The organism is Nonomuraea typhae, from assembly GCF_009760925.1.
Classification (GTDB): domain Bacteria; phylum Actinomycetota; class Actinomycetes; order Streptosporangiales; family Streptosporangiaceae; genus Nonomuraea; species Nonomuraea typhae.
On the sequence record NZ_VRLV01000006.1, the window covers coordinates 140,224 to 154,439 of the forward strand.

At 71.8% G+C, this 14,216-nt stretch carries 13 protein-coding genes and 1 pseudogene; 5 read left to right on the forward strand and 9 right to left on the reverse strand.

Going from position 1 to position 14,216, the window contains the following annotated elements:
* Nucleotides 1-38 precede the first annotated feature (38 nt).
* Nucleotides 39-899, reverse strand: coding sequence for a LysR family transcriptional regulator (locus tag FVE25_RS23400; protein WP_157249185.1), 861 nt, complete (start codon nt 897-899; stop codon nt 39-41).
* A 115-nt stretch (nt 900-1,014) separates the two neighbouring features.
* Between FVE25_RS23400 and FVE25_RS23405 the strand changes: the two are divergent.
* Together FVE25_RS23405 and FVE25_RS23410 are read left to right on the forward strand one after the other, a co-directional pair.
* Nucleotides 1,015-1,350 (forward strand): annotated as a pseudogene (locus tag FVE25_RS23405) (aldo/keto reductase); the annotation flags it as partial.
* Between the two features lie 63 nt (nt 1,351-1,413).
* Nucleotides 1,414-2,184, forward strand: coding sequence for a tyrosine-protein phosphatase (locus tag FVE25_RS23410; protein ID WP_157249186.1), 771 nt, complete (start codon nt 1,414-1,416; stop codon nt 2,182-2,184).
* 39 nt (nt 2,185-2,223) lie between these two features.
* Here the strand turns inward: FVE25_RS23410 and FVE25_RS23415 are convergent, their stop codons facing one another.
* Together FVE25_RS23415 and FVE25_RS23420 are read right to left on the reverse strand one after the other, a co-directional pair.
* Nucleotides 2,224-4,449 carry an alpha-L-rhamnosidase-related protein gene (locus FVE25_RS23415; protein WP_157249187.1) on the reverse strand — a complete coding sequence of 742 codons (2,226 nt, stop codon included), beginning with the start codon at nt 4,447-4,449 and terminating at the stop codon, nt 2,224-2,226.
* On the reverse strand, nt 4,430-5,770 hold the full coding sequence (locus FVE25_RS23420) for an MFS transporter (RefSeq protein ID WP_157249188.1): 1,341 nt from the start codon (nt 5,768-5,770) through the stop codon (nt 4,430-4,432). Before FVE25_RS23420 ends, FVE25_RS23415 begins: the two co-directional genes overlap by 20 nt.
* Nucleotides 5,771-5,830: 60 nt before the next feature.
* Here FVE25_RS23420 and FVE25_RS23425 point away from each other — a divergent pair, with 60 nt between their 5' ends.
* On the forward strand, nt 5,831-6,976 hold the full coding sequence (locus tag FVE25_RS23425) for a PucR family transcriptional regulator (RefSeq protein ID WP_157249189.1): 1,146 nt from the start codon (nt 5,831-5,833) through the stop codon (nt 6,974-6,976).
* On the opposite strand, the gene secD is transcribed toward FVE25_RS23425, so the two are convergent.
* The 3 genes from secD to FVE25_RS23440 all read right to left on the reverse strand — a co-directional run bounded on the left by secD (nt 6,973) and on the right by FVE25_RS23440 (nt 10,241).
* Entirely contained in the window at nt 6,973-9,225 is a 2,253-nt protein-coding gene (gene secD / locus FVE25_RS23430; RefSeq protein ID WP_157249190.1) for a protein translocase subunit SecD, read from the reverse strand. The two genes, FVE25_RS23425 and secD, sit on opposite strands and share 4 nt — an antisense overlap.
* A gap of 63 nt (nt 9,226-9,288) precedes the next feature.
* Nucleotides 9,289-9,630 carry a hypothetical protein gene (locus FVE25_RS23435; protein ID WP_157249191.1) on the reverse strand — a complete coding sequence of 114 codons (342 nt, stop codon included), beginning with the start codon at nt 9,628-9,630 and terminating at the stop codon, nt 9,289-9,291.
* 5 nt (nt 9,631-9,635) lie between these two features.
* Nucleotides 9,636-10,241, reverse strand: a complete 606-nt coding sequence (locus FVE25_RS23440; RefSeq protein WP_157249192.1) for a TetR/AcrR family transcriptional regulator — start codon at nt 10,239-10,241, stop codon at nt 9,636-9,638.
* Nucleotides 10,242-10,309: 68 nt separating this feature from the next.
* Between FVE25_RS23440 and FVE25_RS23445 the strand changes: the two genes are divergently transcribed.
* Together FVE25_RS23445 and FVE25_RS23450 are read left to right on the forward strand one after the other, a co-directional pair.
* Nucleotides 10,310-11,035: an SDR family NAD(P)-dependent oxidoreductase gene (locus tag FVE25_RS23445; RefSeq protein WP_246267337.1), complete on the forward strand. Its 726-nt coding sequence runs from the start codon at nt 10,310-10,312 to the stop codon at nt 11,033-11,035.
* Nucleotides 11,036-11,232: 197 nt separating this feature from the next.
* Entirely contained in the window at nt 11,233-11,733 is a 501-nt protein-coding gene (locus FVE25_RS23450) for a hypothetical protein (RefSeq protein ID WP_157249194.1), read from the forward strand.
* A 48-nt stretch (nt 11,734-11,781) separates the two neighbouring features.
* Here FVE25_RS23450 and FVE25_RS23455 read toward each other — a convergent pair whose 3' ends face one another.
* The 3 genes from FVE25_RS23455 to FVE25_RS23465 are packed head-to-tail and all read right to left on the reverse strand — an operon-like array spanning nt 11,782 to nt 14,180.
* Nucleotides 11,782-12,171, reverse strand: coding sequence for a VOC family protein (locus tag FVE25_RS23455; protein ID WP_157249195.1), 390 nt, complete (start codon nt 12,169-12,171; stop codon nt 11,782-11,784).
* Nucleotides 12,172-12,174: 3 nt separating this feature from the next.
* Entirely contained in the window at nt 12,175-12,909 is a 735-nt protein-coding gene (locus FVE25_RS23460; protein ID WP_157249196.1) for a cytochrome d ubiquinol oxidase subunit II, read from the reverse strand.
* 14 nt (nt 12,910-12,923) lie between these two features.
* Nucleotides 12,924-14,180, reverse strand: coding sequence for a cytochrome ubiquinol oxidase subunit I (locus FVE25_RS23465; RefSeq protein ID WP_157249197.1), 1,257 nt, complete (start codon nt 14,178-14,180; stop codon nt 12,924-12,926).
* Nucleotides 14,181-14,216: the final 36 nt, after the last annotated feature.

A 14,216-nucleotide genomic window follows, 5' to 3' on the forward strand; every position in this document is an offset into this window, starting at 1 on the left:
GGTGTTCCTCCTGTGTCGGGTCAGACCTTAGTGCCGAATCACCGCAGCGAGCCGACGAATGCCGTGACTTGCGGGCGTTTGTCGCCGGCACGCCACGCGATCGCCAGCTCACTGGGCGGCAAGCCCGTCACCGGGCGGTACACCGCGCCCGGCCGTTTGTAGAGCATCGCGTTTCCCTCCGACACCAGCACCACGCCTACCCCGGAGATCACCCCCTCGAACGCCTCCTCGGCGGTGCTTGCCGTCAGGCTCACGACCGGGGCGCCGGGGCGCACGTCCATGCCGAGCCAGAAGTCGCGGCGGGCTCCTGCCGAGGCCGGGAGGGCGATGAACGGCTCGCCGTACAGGCTCGGGAAGGGGATCTCCGCCAGCGCCGCCAGCGGGTGGCCCTCCGGGAGCATCACGCCCCTCGGCTCGGTGGCCAGCACCAGCGTGCTCAGGCTCTCGGGGGCCGGGAGCCAGAGGAAGGCCACGTCGGAGCTGCCGTCCTCGAGCCCGGCGCTGGCGTCCTCCCAGGCGACCAGGCGCAGCGAGATCTCCCATCCCGGCATCCGCTCGCGGAACGCGCGCATGGCCCGCTGCTGCAGGCCCCGGCCGACGGCCGTCTGGAGGCCGATGACGAGCGTGCCCGTGGGCGCCGCCGCCCGGACCGTCTCCAGGCCCGCGCTCCAGCGCTCCACCAGGTCGCGGGCGACCGGCAGCAGCGCCTCGCCCTGCCGGGTGAGCGCCACGCCGCCGTGCACCCGGTCGAACAACGTGCAGCCGAGCTGCCGCTCCAGCGCCCTGAGCTGTTTCGACAGGGCGGGCTGGGAGACGTAGAGGCGTTCGGCGGCGCGCGAGACGTTCAGTTCCTCGGCGGTGGTCAGGAAGTAGCGAAGATCGCGCAGGTGAACGTCCATAACCGATGGTTATAGCAGCGGGTCTTGGACGGGGGCCACGGCGGTTCGGCAGGGTGGTCGCTATGAAGACCCGTGAACTCGGACCACTGCAGGTGCCCGCGACGCCTACGGCGCGGACGGGCACAACGAGCGGCTGATCGGCCGGGTGATCAAGGATCGGCGGGACGAGGTGGTCGTGGCCACCAGGTTCGGGCCGGCGATCCCGGACGGGGAGGCACGGCGGCCCTTCCCGGTCGGGTTCAAGTTCGGGGAGTTGCAGGTCAACGCCGAGCCCCGGATGGTGCGCCGCTACGCCGAGCGCAGCCTGCGCAACCTGGGCACCGACGTGATCGACCTGTACTACCTGCACTACCCCGACCCCGGGGTGCCGATCGAGGAGACCGCCGGGGCGATGGCCGGCCTGGTGAAGGACGGGCTGATCCGGCACGTCGAGGGCCGCCCGCTGCGCTGACCGGGAGAACACTGGGGGAATCTTCCGCATAAAACCGGAAATTTCCCGATATCGTCTGGCCGCATGGGGGAATCACTCGACATTCGATCCGTGCCCAACCTGCGGGACATCGGCGGCCTGGCCACCGCCGACGGCCGTAAGGTCCGCACCGCTCTCGCCTTCCGCTCCGGAGCCCTCGACCGCCTGGACGAGCACGAGAGCCGCAGACTGTACGAGGCCGGGATCCGCACGGTCTGCGACATGCGCACCGCCACGGAACGCGCCGAACAGCCCGACCGCCTGGCCGACGACACCACCTACCTGGTCCTGGACGTCCAGCGCAGCGGCGGTCACGGCGCCGACATCGCCGCCCTGTTCACCTCTCCGGCCGCCGCGGAGGCCCTGCGCTCGCCGGCGGCCGCGGAAACCTTCCTGGTGAAGGTCTACCGCGCCTTCATCACCACCCAGGACGCCCACGAGGCGTACGGCGACCTGATGCGCGCCCTGGCCAGGCCCGGCACCCTGTTCCACTGCACCGCGGGCAAGGACCGCACCGGCTGGGGCGCCGCCCTCCTGCTCACCCTGCTGGGCGTGGACCGGGAGAACGTCATGGCCGACTACCTGGCCAGCAACGACCACCTGGCGGCGATGGCCGACGTGGTCTACGACCTGGCCGCCCAGCACGGCATCGACCGCGAACTGGTCCGCCCGCTCATGGAGGTCCGCGAGGTCTACCTCAACGCCGCCTTCGACCAGGTCAACACCACATTCGGCGATTTTTCCACCTATGTGCGGCAGGCCCTCCAGCTCACGGAACCCGACGTCCAGGCTCTCCGCGACCTTTACCTGCACTGACCGGTACCTGCACTGACCGGGGCCGAGCCGGGGATGCGCTCATCGCACGATCTCCACCGGCACCGGCGCGTCCACCTCGATCTCCGCCCCTTCCACCCGCACCTCGACCAGCCCGTACGGCGTGGGCACCGCACCGCGCGCCCACGCCAGATCCCCCAGCCGAGGCGCCACCCGCACCTTCGCGTACCCGGGCTCCCCCGGCGTGATCCCCAAGGTGTGGACAAGCAGGTCACGCGCCGGCGTGGCCGACCACCCGTGACAGTACGACCCCCCTTCCCAGCACTCACGGAAGGTCCCGGCGCTCATCAACCCAGTCCACTCCCTGCACAACCCGGCAATCGCCCCAGAGGCTCCCAACAGGGCCAGAGCATCGTGAACCACATACCGGAAGAACGGCTGCGCCCCCACCACCTGTGACGAGACATCCCAGTCCGGCAACGCCCGCGCGCTGACCGGATCGGTGGAGATGGGCCCGTCCCGATCCGCCCCCCGGGCCCCCATCGGACTCCGGGTGAACATCGCGGCCCGATCCAGCAGAAACGAGCGAAGAACCGGATACCGCGCCAAGGGCACCAGCCCGGCGCACACCGCCGCGGCGGCCGTGTGTTCGCTGACCGCCCCGGTCAGCAGGTGGTCACGGTAGGCGCCACGCCGTACGTCCCAGAAGACCTCGAACCCGCGCGCCAGAGCGGCGTGCAGGTCGCGCGCCCACAACGCCCGCCCGAGGTCGCCGAGCCACTCCGCCATCTCCGCGAAGTCGGCCAGAGCCCGCCCCCACAGCGCATTCAAGGCGGCACTGGTCCCGCGCACCTGCACCGGCGACCAGTCGATCAGCACCCATCCGGTCACCTCGTGCACCAGCCCGTCGGCGCCGCGGAAGGGCAGGAACCACCGCAGCACCCCTTCCGCCACCCCCATGAGCGAGCCGACCAGCGAACGATCGCCGGTGTACCGATAGAGGTTGTGCACGGACCTGATCCAGTGCAGCGACCAGTCGGGGATCGTGGGCAGGCCGGGGTCGGCGAAGTCCCCGGCGGCCACCATGGGCAGCATGCCGTCCGGTCTGGGCTGCGCGGCGAGGACCGGGTGGTGGCGGGCCAGGCTCCAGTCGGGGTTGGTGACCAGGTCGACGGATTGGTGGACGACGGAGTCGCCGGTCCAGGCGCGCTGCTCGCGGGTGGGGCAGTCGATGTAGGCGTCGTGCGCGGTCAGGTCCACGGTGCGCAGGCCCGCCTGGAAGACGGCGTCGAGCGTGGGGTCGGAGCAGGTGAAGTACGGCCCGGCCGGGCGGGGCCGGAGCCGTTCGACGACCGAGACGGAGGTCACCGAGGCGCCGCCGGACACCTCCAGCACGGCGTAGCGGCCGCCCGCCGGGTCGCCCATCTCGAAGACGTCGTCCGTGCCGCGCAGCGTGTAGCTGAACCGGGTGGCGATCTCCAGCCCGGCAGGGGTGACGACCTCCGCGAGAGCGCCGCTGACGGTCGAACCCTCCGGCCCCTGTACGGCCAGCCGCAGCGTCCCGCTCACCACCCGCCCGAAGTCGGCCACCAGGCCGGCCCCCACGACGGCCTGCCGTACCTCGGCCGTCGGCGGGGGCAGCGGCCGGGCCAGGAGCGGGCCGAACGGGTCGGAGGGCGGGCGGGAGTCGGGTTCGCCGCCGACCACGGCCCGTGCCTCGAGGACGCGGGCGGGCTGCCAGGCGCTGTCGTCGTGGCCGGGCAGCGTCCACGACGGATCGAACGCGCGGGCGTCGAAGATCTCCGGAAGCTGGGAGAGCAGGTGGTGCCGGGGCGCGGCCGGGGTCCAGGCGGGGGAGTCGTGGCAGAGCCAGGTGGCGTCGGTGGCCAGCCATTCTGGGCCCAGCAGCAGTTCGGCGACCAGGCAGCCGCCGCCGAGGGTGAACGTCGGCGGCGACGGTTCCCACCACGGGGTGGCGTGGCCGTAGAAGCGGGCCAGGACGGCCACGGTGTTGCGGCCAGGGCGCAGGGCGGGGGCGGCGTCGCCGTGGTCGTAGTACAGGGTGCGCGGGCCGTGCCGCACGGGGCCGCGGGCCAGCTCGGCGCCGTTGACGTAGAGGACGTAGCGGGAGTCGGCCGTCACCCGGAACGGCGCGCTCTCCGGGACGGCCGGGAGGGTGAAGCTGCGCCGGAACATCACCCGCCGGTCGTACGCCTCCGGCAGCAGCGCGCCGCGCGCGGCCGGGTGGATCGCCGGGCGGGGTGACCAGATCCACCGGCCACGCCACCTACCGGGCGGAAAGGGCATCGGACTCCCTCCTGAGTGCCAGCTCGCCGGCCACCCGCGTGGCCAATTGCCGGGAGATGGGGTACAGGGCGAAGACCAGCGCGGCCAGCAGCGCCAGCGCGCCGGGCAGCAGCGACTGGGCCAGCACGATGCCGTGCAGGCCGCCGGCGGTCTGCTCCTGGCCGGCCAGGTAGCCGGTGAGCGCGAGCGTGTAGCCGGTCAGCGCCGCGCCGATCCCGCCGCCGGCCTTGGCGGCGAACGAGCCGAGCGAGGCCATCGCGCCTTCGACGCGGTAGCCGTGCCGCCATTCGACGTAGTCCACGAGCTCGGCCACGACCACGTAGATCATGGTGAGCGCGCCGCCGCCGCCGAACGCGGTCAGGCCGAGCGCCGCCAGGGCCATCGGCCAGCCGGTGGCGGGGATGACCAGGATCGTGCCGATGGCCGCCGCCTCCAGCACGAGGGCGCCGATGAACGTGGCCTTGTAGCCGAAGAAGCGCGCCAGCCAGGGGAAGACGATCGTGCCGAGGGCGGTCGGGATCACCGTGGCCAGCGCGGCCACGCCGATCAGGCTCCGGTCGCCGACGAAGTAGGTGAAGTAGTAGGCCATGCCCGCGCTGCGCGCCCCTCCGGCCGCGGTCAGCGCCACGACGGTGCCGAGCAGGACGAGCACCGCCCGGTTGGCCCCGAGCATCCTGGCCAGGTCCCGCCAGCCGTACCGCTCCTCGCGCAGCGGCGTGACCCGCTCGCGCACCTTGGCCGCGGCGAGCGCGGTGAACAGCAGGGAGACGGCGGCGACGCCGATCACGAACGCCGGCCAGCCGAGGCGGTCGGCCAGCGGCAGGGCCACCGCGGTGAGGACGGCGCCGCCGAACAGGTAGGCGAACGCCTTGATGCCCGACAGCAGGCGGCGGTCGGCAGGGTCGGTGGCCATGGCCGGGATGAGCGAGTTGAGCGGGATGTCCATGAGGTCGAAGGCGAAGCCCCACAGCAGGTACGCGATCCAGATCGCGGCCAGCGGCGCGGGCGACCACGCCGGGGCCAGGAAGAGCGCGACGAAGCTGACCGCCCCGATGCCACCGCCGACCAGCAGATAGGTGCGGAAGCGGCCCCACCGGGTGACCGGAAGATGGTCGACCACGTAGCCCATCACGGGGTCGCTGACGCCGTCGACGATGCGCGCGACGAGGAAGAGCGTGCCCACCGCGGCGGCGGCCAGGCCGATCTCGTCCGTCAGATAGATCAGCAGGAACGCGTTGATCGTCGTGCTGAACACGATGTTGCCCACATTGCCGGCGAAGAAGCTCGCCTTCTCCACCAGCCCTACCCTGGCCGTTGTCATGCGTTACATAGTTGAATGGCCGGACCGTGGAATCCATTGGAGCGATACGCAGAGTTCATTGTGACCGGTGACAACGAGCTGACGATCGGCGGCGAGCCGGTGCACCGCCGGCTGGCGCGCGAGCGGGCCCGGCTGGCCGGGGTGCTCGTGGCCCGGCTGACGGCCGAGGTCGAGCAGTACCGCGAGCTGCCGGCCGGGGAACTGGCCCACGACCTCGTCATGGTCGTCGAGGAGAACCTTCTGGCACTGGCACGGGCCCTGCGCGACCGCGCGGTCCCCGCCGACCCCGGCGGGCGGGTGACCGAGACCGCGATCAGAGGCGCCCAGCAGGGCATGCCGCCCGGCGCCCTCGTCGCCGCCTACCACCTGGCCTTCGCCGAGACCTGGCGGGCGCTGACCGCCCACGCCCGGCCCGAGGACCTGCCCGACGTGCTGGCCTGCACCGAGCTGATCCTCGCCTACACGCGCCGGGTCACCGAGGTGGTGACCGCCGCCTACTTCGACGAACGCGGCAGGGTGTCGGCCGAGGAGCGCGACGAGCGGCACCGGCTGCTGTCCGCGCTGCTCAACGGCCAGCATGTGGAGGGCCTGGCCCCCGCCTACACGGTCGTCTGCCTGACGGCGGGCGACGGCGGCGCCCTGGCCACGCGGCGCAAGCTGCACCGCATCGAACGCGAACTCGAGGCGTTCGCGCCGGGCACGCTCTTCGACCGCCCGGCGGGCGCCGCGCTCCTGCCGTGGTCCGGCCCGTGGGAGCGCCTGGAACACCTCGTCGTACGGCTGGCGGAGGCGGCCAGGAGCCCGGTGACGGCCGCCGCCGCGCTCGCCGTGCCCGCGGAGGTGCCGGAGCGGCTGCGCCAGACCCGCGAGGTGCTGGAGGTGGCCGGCTGGTTCGGCCGCGGCCCGGGCCTGTACCGGTTGTCGGACGTGCTGCTGGAGTACCAGCTCACCCGCCCGACCGCCGCCTCCCGCGAGCTGGCCGCCCTCCTGGACCCGCTGGACGCCCACCCGGAGCTGCTGGCCACGCTGGCGGCCCACCTGCGCTGCGGCCGCTCCCGCCGGGCCACCGCGCGGGCGCTGCACCTGCACCCGAACACCGTGGATTACCGCCTCAGGAGGGTCGCCGCCCTGACCGGCCTGGACCCCGCCGACGACGCCCACGTCCAGCGCGTCGGCGCGGCCCTGGCCGCCAGGATGAGCCGCTAAACCACGGCCCCCGACCCCTCCCTGGTACGGCGGGCACGCGGCTTGGGCGGCTCCGGCGGCGCCTTCTTGCTGCGCCGCTCCAGCTCGATAGCCGCGGGCCCGGCGACGAACGACGACGACAGCGTGCCCACGACGATGCCGATGAGCAGCGCGATCGCGAAGTCCCGCAGCGAGTCGCCGCCGAAGAACGCCAGCGCGGCCAGGATGAACAGCGCGCCGAGCCCGGTGTTGACGGTCCGCGGCACGGTCTGCAGGATCGCCCCGTTCACCACCTGCGCGAACGGCGCCGCGCGCTGGGCCGTCCACATCTCCCGCACCCGGTCGAACACCACCACCTTGTCGTTCATCGAGTACCCCACGATCGTGAGCATGGCCGCCAGGAACACCCCGTCGATCGGCTTGCCCATCCAGGCGAAGGCACCCAGTACCACGGCGGCGTCCACGAACAGGGCGGCCACCGCCGCCACGCCGAACGTCCACCGGAAGCGCACGGCCAGGTAGCCGAGCTGCATGGCCAGCGCCACCGCGAGCGCGATCAGGGCGTTGCGCCGCAGTTCCTCGCCGAGGGACGGGCCGATCAGCTCCTCGCGCTGCTTGGTGACCCCGTCGCCCAGCGCCTGCTGGATCCTCGCCACGTCGTCGCCGCTGATCTGCCCGGTCCGCACCGAGATGGCGTTGCCGGCCGACTGCACGACCGCGTTGGGGAAGCCCGCCTCGGCGACGAGCTTCCTGGCCGCGTCGGCCGTGACCGGCCTGCTGGTGGCGAACTCCACGATGCGCCCGCCGGTGAACTCGACGCCGAAGTTCAGCCCCTTGACGGCCAGCCCGGCGAAGGCCACGGCCAGCAGGCCCACGGCCACCGCCGACCAGAGGCGGCGCCGGCCCATCAGGTCCGGGTTGCGCGCGGTGAGCCAGATCCGGATCCGGCCCACCGAGCCGAGGCCGGAGACCTTCGGCGGCACCCGGTCGATGATCCATTGCGCCAGCACGCGGGTGATCAGCAGGGCGGAGACCAGCGAGGCCAGCACGCCGATCGAGAGCGTCACGCCGAAGCCCTTGACCGGCCCGGACGCCAGCCAGAACAGCAGCCCGGCGGCGATCAGAGTGGTGACGTTGGAGTCGGCGATGGCGCTCCAGGCGTGCTTGAAGCCCCGGTTGAGGGCCTGGCCGAGCCCGGCCGCCTTGGGACCCTTGGCGCGGATCGCGCCGGCGGCGCCGTACTCCTCCCGGGCTCGCTCGAAGACCAGCACGTTGGCGTCCACGGCCATGCCGATGGCCAGCACGAAACCGGCCAGGCCGGGCAGCGTGAGCGTGGCGCCCAGCGCCACGAGCGCGGCGTACGAGATGAGCGCGTAAACGGCCAGCGCGACGGCGGCGAGCAGGCCGACCAGCCGGTAGATCACGATGATGAACACTGCGGTGAGCGCCACGCCGACGACGGCGGCCTTGGCGCTGGCGGTGATGGCGTCGGCGCCCAGCGTGGGGCCGACCGTGCGCTGCTCGACGACGGTCAGCGGCACCGGCAGCGACCCGCCCTTGATCAGCACGGACAGGTCGGTGGCCTCCTGCGCGGTGAAGTCGCCGGTGATCGTGGTACGGCCGCCGCTCTGGCCGGCCCGGCACGGCGTCTCCTGGACCACCCCGGGCGAGGAGATGATCTTGTTGTCGAGCACGATCGCCACGCGCCGCTTGGGATCGCCCATCGGCTGGCAGGCGGCCTCGCCGGTCAGTTTCTGCCAGGCGGCGGGTTCGCGGAAGTCGACCGTGACGAACCATCCGGGGCCCTGCTGCGGGTCGGTGCGGGCCCCGGCGTCGGTGACGCCGTCGCCGCTGATGACGGCGGGCCCGAGCGCGAGCCGCTGCCCCTGCTCGTCCGGCAGGCCCTTGCCGGTGGTGTCCACGCCCTCGACGGCGTGGAACGACAGCTGCGCGGTCCGCCCGATCACGTCGACGGCCTTGCGCGAGTCGAGCACGCCGGGCAGCTCGACGATGATCCGCTTCTCGCCGGAGCGGACCAGGGTGGGATCGACGACGCCGAGCGCGTCGGCGCGGCGCTGCAGCACCTGCACCGCCCGGTCGGTGGCGGCGGCGTCCGCCTTGACGGTGGGCGTGTCGCCCGCCTCGAACACGAGCTGGGTGCCGCCGCGCAGGTCCAGCCCCAGCCGCGGCGACATGGTGAAAGCCAGGAACAACGAGGTCGCGATGACGGCCAGCGCCGCCACCGCACGCCACAAGGGCGCACGTTTCATGGGAGCCTCCACAGGCTTGACACCGAGGCGCCTCATGGGCGCCTCGGTCGGGAAAAAGGGACGTCAAACCCTGTGGAGGGGTGGCGCGCGGGCCGGGTGCGCCGTGCGCGGCCCGGTCTTCGGCGCGCGGTGCTCGCGGAGGGTCCGCGCCGTGCCGCGGGCCAGGCGTACCTCGTGCGCGCGTGCGGGAGGTACGGCGAGGCCGCCGAAGCCGTGGTGTGTGCCGGTGTCGGCCGCGGCCTTCGGCTTGACCGGCTGGGGCGCGGCCTGCCGGTGCCCGCCGGGCTCGGCCGGTGCGATGGCCACCTGGGCGGAGATCGCCAGGACGTGCTGCGCGGGCAGCCCGCCGGCCAGGAAGATCGAGGACAGCACGAGGAGGAACGCGGTGGACAGCCGGCTCCTCATGCCGTTCACCGTACCGTGGTCACCTCGGGTGCGGGCCAGGCCGTCATCGCCAGTTCGGCGACCTTGACCAGGTGTTCCCTGGTAGCGCCGTCGCGGGACTGGGTGGACATGCCCTGGATCACCGCGGCGTAGAAGGTGGCCAGCGCGGCGGTGTCGGTGTCCGCGGGAAGGATCCCGGCGTTCACGTCGTCGCGGATGCGGGCTTCGAACGCCGCCTTGGCCGCCGTGCGGAAGCCGCGAAGGAGCTCTTCGACCTCGGCCGATTCCGGTCCGCAGTTGGTCGCGGCGGTGATGATCAGGCAGCCGGGCGGGTGCGCGGGGTCGGTGTAGGCCACGGCGGTCTCCCGCAGGACGCGTTCGATGGCCTGCCTGCCGGTGGGCTCCTCGGTCAGGGCGCGGCCGGTGAAGGCGCCGTAGACGTCACGGAAGCGGTGGACCACCTCCTCGAACAGCCGCCGCTTGTCGCCGAAGGCCGCGTACAGGCTCGGGGGGCGGATGCCCATGACCTGGGTCAGTTCGGCCACGGAGGTGGCCTCGTAGCCGTGGCGCCAGAAGGCGCGCAGGGCGCTGTCGAGGGCCGCGTCCCGGTCGAAGGCTCGTTGTCTCGCCATGGCCGACATTCTATAGCGATCGCTATGTTATGGTTTTTGTATCGATCGCTAAAGAAAGGTTGGACGCCATGAAGACTGCCCTCGTCACCGGGGCGAGCAGGGGAATCGGCCGCGCGAGCGCGCTGCGGCTGGCCAAGGAGGGCTATCGCGTGGCCGTGCACTACAGCCAGGACGCCGACGCCGCCCGCGAGGTCGTCGAGCAGGCCGGCAACGGCGCCTTCGCCGTCCAGGCCACCCTCGGCACACCCGGCGCGGTCGAGTTCCTCGCCGAGCAGGTACGGCAGGCCACACCCACCCTCGACGTCCTGGTCAACAACGCCGGCATCGGCACCGGCAAGTCCCTCGCCGAAGAGTCACTCGACGGCTTCGACCGGGTCTTCGCGGTCAACGTGCGCGACCTGTTCTTCCTGACCCAGCGCCTCCTGCCGCTCATCCCGGACGGCGGGCGGATCGTCAACATCACCTCCGGCGTCACCCGGATCGCCTTCCCGGAGAGCATCGCCTACTCGATGACCAAGGGCGCGGTCCAGGTGTTCACCCTCGCCCTGGCCAAGGAGCTCGGCCCGCGCGGCATCACGGTCAACAACGTCGCCCCGGGGATCATCGACACCGACATGAACGCCGGCTGGCTGCGCGGCAACCCGGACATGGAGGCGTATGCGGCCGGCCGCCACGCCGTCGGCAGGATCGGCCAGGTGGACGACATCGCCGGCGTGGTCGCCTTCGCCGCCTCGCCCGACGCCGCCTTCATCACCGGCACCACGCTCGACGCGACCGGCGGAGGGAACCTCTGACGGCCTTCACCCGGAACGGCGCCGAGTACGAGCGTGCGGGCAGGCCCCCGCCGAGCACGCGCCGCCAGATCGCCCTGGACCTGCGCACCGACATCCGCGACCCGCTCCCGCTCATCCGCGACTTCCTGGCGGACTGAGTAGGGGCTACTCATGCGCGGGCGCGGTCACGGGCGCAGGCTCCAGGCATGGAGAAGAAGATGACGACCGTGAGCAAAGAGTTCCTGCGCCTGCTGCGCCGCCGCGGCCAGGCGGCGCCGGCCCGCAAGATGATCGCGGAGGCGTTCGGCCCCGAGCCCAGCCCCAACCTCGCCGCGCTGGTCACCGAGGCCAACGCCGCCTACCTCCTCAACCGGATCCGCTTCGCGGAGGACCCCAAGGAAGCCGAGGCCGAGGTCGCCGCGTACGTGCGCGAGATCGCCGACGACTGGTGCGGCACGCCGCCGCGGATCAAGTTCCCGCCGATCCCGTGGCCGGTGCTCGGCCTGCCGACCGTCGGGCCGCTGCCGATCGAGATGAAGAAGATGGTCCTCGTCCCGGCCGACTACGCCGATGCCGCGATCACCTACCAGTGGGTCAGTGACGAGCTGGCCGCGGACGCCCCCGAGCTCGCCGAGCGGGTCACTGCCATGGCCCAGGAGCTGGTGGCGTTCGCCACGACCGACATCGACATCTGCGTGCATGTCCACCTGCCGGTCTGACGAGGATGGGCCGGGCGGTTGGAGGGGGCCGCCCGGCCCCGGGGGTGGTCAGCCCAGTTCCTCGAACAAGGTCAGCTGGAGTCCCGCCGGGCCTTCCAGGCGGGAGTTCAGGGAGTTCCACGGGGTCCGGACGGGCTCGGCGATCAGGGTGGCGCCCGCATCGGTCAGCTCCCTGGTGACGGCGGCCGAGTCGCCGACCTCGAAGGCCACTCTGATGTGACCGGCCACCCGCCGGCCCACCTCCACCTCGTCGATGAAGTCGGCCTGGTTCGGATCGGCGATCTCCAGCGTGGCCCGGCCCGCCTCCAAGATGGTCACCCTCCCGTCGGGGGAGTTGTATGCCTCGCGCTCGGGCAGGCCGAGCGAGTCACGATAGAAGCGGACGGCCGCCTCGTAGTCCTCAGCGGTGACGACAAGTCGCAGTTCTCTTACCTTCATGGGTTAAAGGTAGGACGGACCGGTCACCCGGTGGCGGAAGACCCACCAGACCCACGCCTGTGACGCCACCAGGAACGGGATGATGATCAGGATCACCGGCACCAGCCAGGCGTTGACCGGTTCCAGCGGCAGCCGGAAGCCCGCCAGGATGCCGACCGCCGTCAGCACCCCCGCGGTCAGCAGGTACGTGTGCCACTCCGCGCCCGGCGACAGCACCCTGGCCCTGGCCCGCAGCTCACCCGTCAGCCGCAGCGAGGCGAAGGCCAGCCCGTGCATGGCGAACAGCGCCGCCACCGCCGCCGCCGGCAGGATCGCGAGCGGCCAGGAGGCCCCGATCAGGATGGAGCTGAGCAGCGTGCCCCACGCCAGCGCCAGCCCCCAGCTTCCCGCGACGATCGCGCCGTCCCAGAACGCCTGCCAGCGGGCCCCGGGCAGCCGCCCGCGCAGCCACAGCCCCATGTCCCGCACGATCCAGGCGGTCACCAGACCCACCACCGCCAGGAAGTTGGGCCCGCCCATCAGCGTGCCCTCCACGTGCGGGAACAGCCCGGCCAGCACGCCGGCCGTCGAGACCAGCCACACCTCGTTGCCCAGGAAGAAGGGGGCGATCGCGGCGATCACCTCGCGGCGCTCCGCCGGGGTCCGCCCGAGGTAGGGCAGCAGCATCCCGATCCCGATGTCGGCTCCGGCCAGGATCAGGTAGCCGACGGCGAAGAAGCCCAGAATGACGAATTCCATGATCGGCTCTCCTCTCAGAGGCTCAGGGCAGGCTGCTGGGGCACGGAGGGTTGTTCGGCGGCGCCGAGCGCGGCCTCGTCCGGGCCGCGGCGGGCCTGGCGGGCCATGAGCCAGTAGTTGACCACGATCAGCGCGCTGAAGACGGCGGTGAAGATGATCAACGACAGGCGCATCTGCCCCTCGCTGACGGGCGAGATCGCGTCGGAGGTCTTCAGCAGCCCGTAGACGACCCACGGCTGCCGGCCCACCTCCCGGAAGATCCACCCCGCGATCATCGTGACGAACGGCACCGGAATCATGAGCATCAGCAGCCAGTGCCAGAGCCGGAACCCGGTCACCACCGGCCGGAACCACATGATCAGGAAGCTCACCGCCGAGAAGAACAACATCACCGCGAGCAGCGCCAGCATCAGGACGCCCGAGACCTGCACCCACCCGGCGGGCGGCAGATAGTCACCCGGGCCGAACCGCGCCACCATCTCGGCCTGCACCTGCGCCATCTTCTCCGCCGAGTTCAGCCAGACGGCGTCCTTGGCGGGCTGCAGCATGTCGATGCTCATCGAGCCGTACGCCGCGGTGATCATCGTCGCCGGCAGCGCCAGCGTGATCCCGATCCGCAGCGACTTGCGGAAGACGTCCTGGTCGACGGTGCGCCTGCGCAGGTGGTAGGCGCTCACCCCGGCCATGAAGAGGCCGCCCACGATCATCGCCGCGCTCATCACGTGCCCGAAGGCGACCTGCGCGAACGGGTTGGCCACCATCGCGCCGAAGTCGATCAGCTCGAGCTTGCCGTTCGTCATCTTGTGGCCGACCGGGTTCTGCAGGAAACCGTTGGAGATCAGGATCCAGAACGCCGAGGCGTACGCGGTCAGCGCGACGATCCAGATCGCCGCCAGGTGCGCCCAGCGGTTCAGTCGGTTCCAGCCGAAGATCCACAAGCCGAGGAACGTCGACTCGATGAAGAAGGCGACCAGCGTCTCGATCGCCAGCGAGGCGCCGAAGGCGTTGCCCGCGAAGTCCGTCAGCCCGCTCCACGACAAGCCGAACTGGAACTCCATCACGATGCCGGTGACGATGCCCATCGCGTAGTTGATGATGTAGAGCTGCCCCCAGAAGCGCGTCATCCGCATGTGCACCGGGCTGCGCCGTACCGTCGCCCAGGTCTGGATGATCGCCACCAGCGTGACCAGGCCCAGTGTCAGGGAGACGAACAGAAAATGCGCTCCCGCGGTGAACGCGAACTGCAACCGGGCGAGCTCTACCGTTTCCATACCGTAGAGAGTCCCGGTACACCTGGGTCCGGGGCG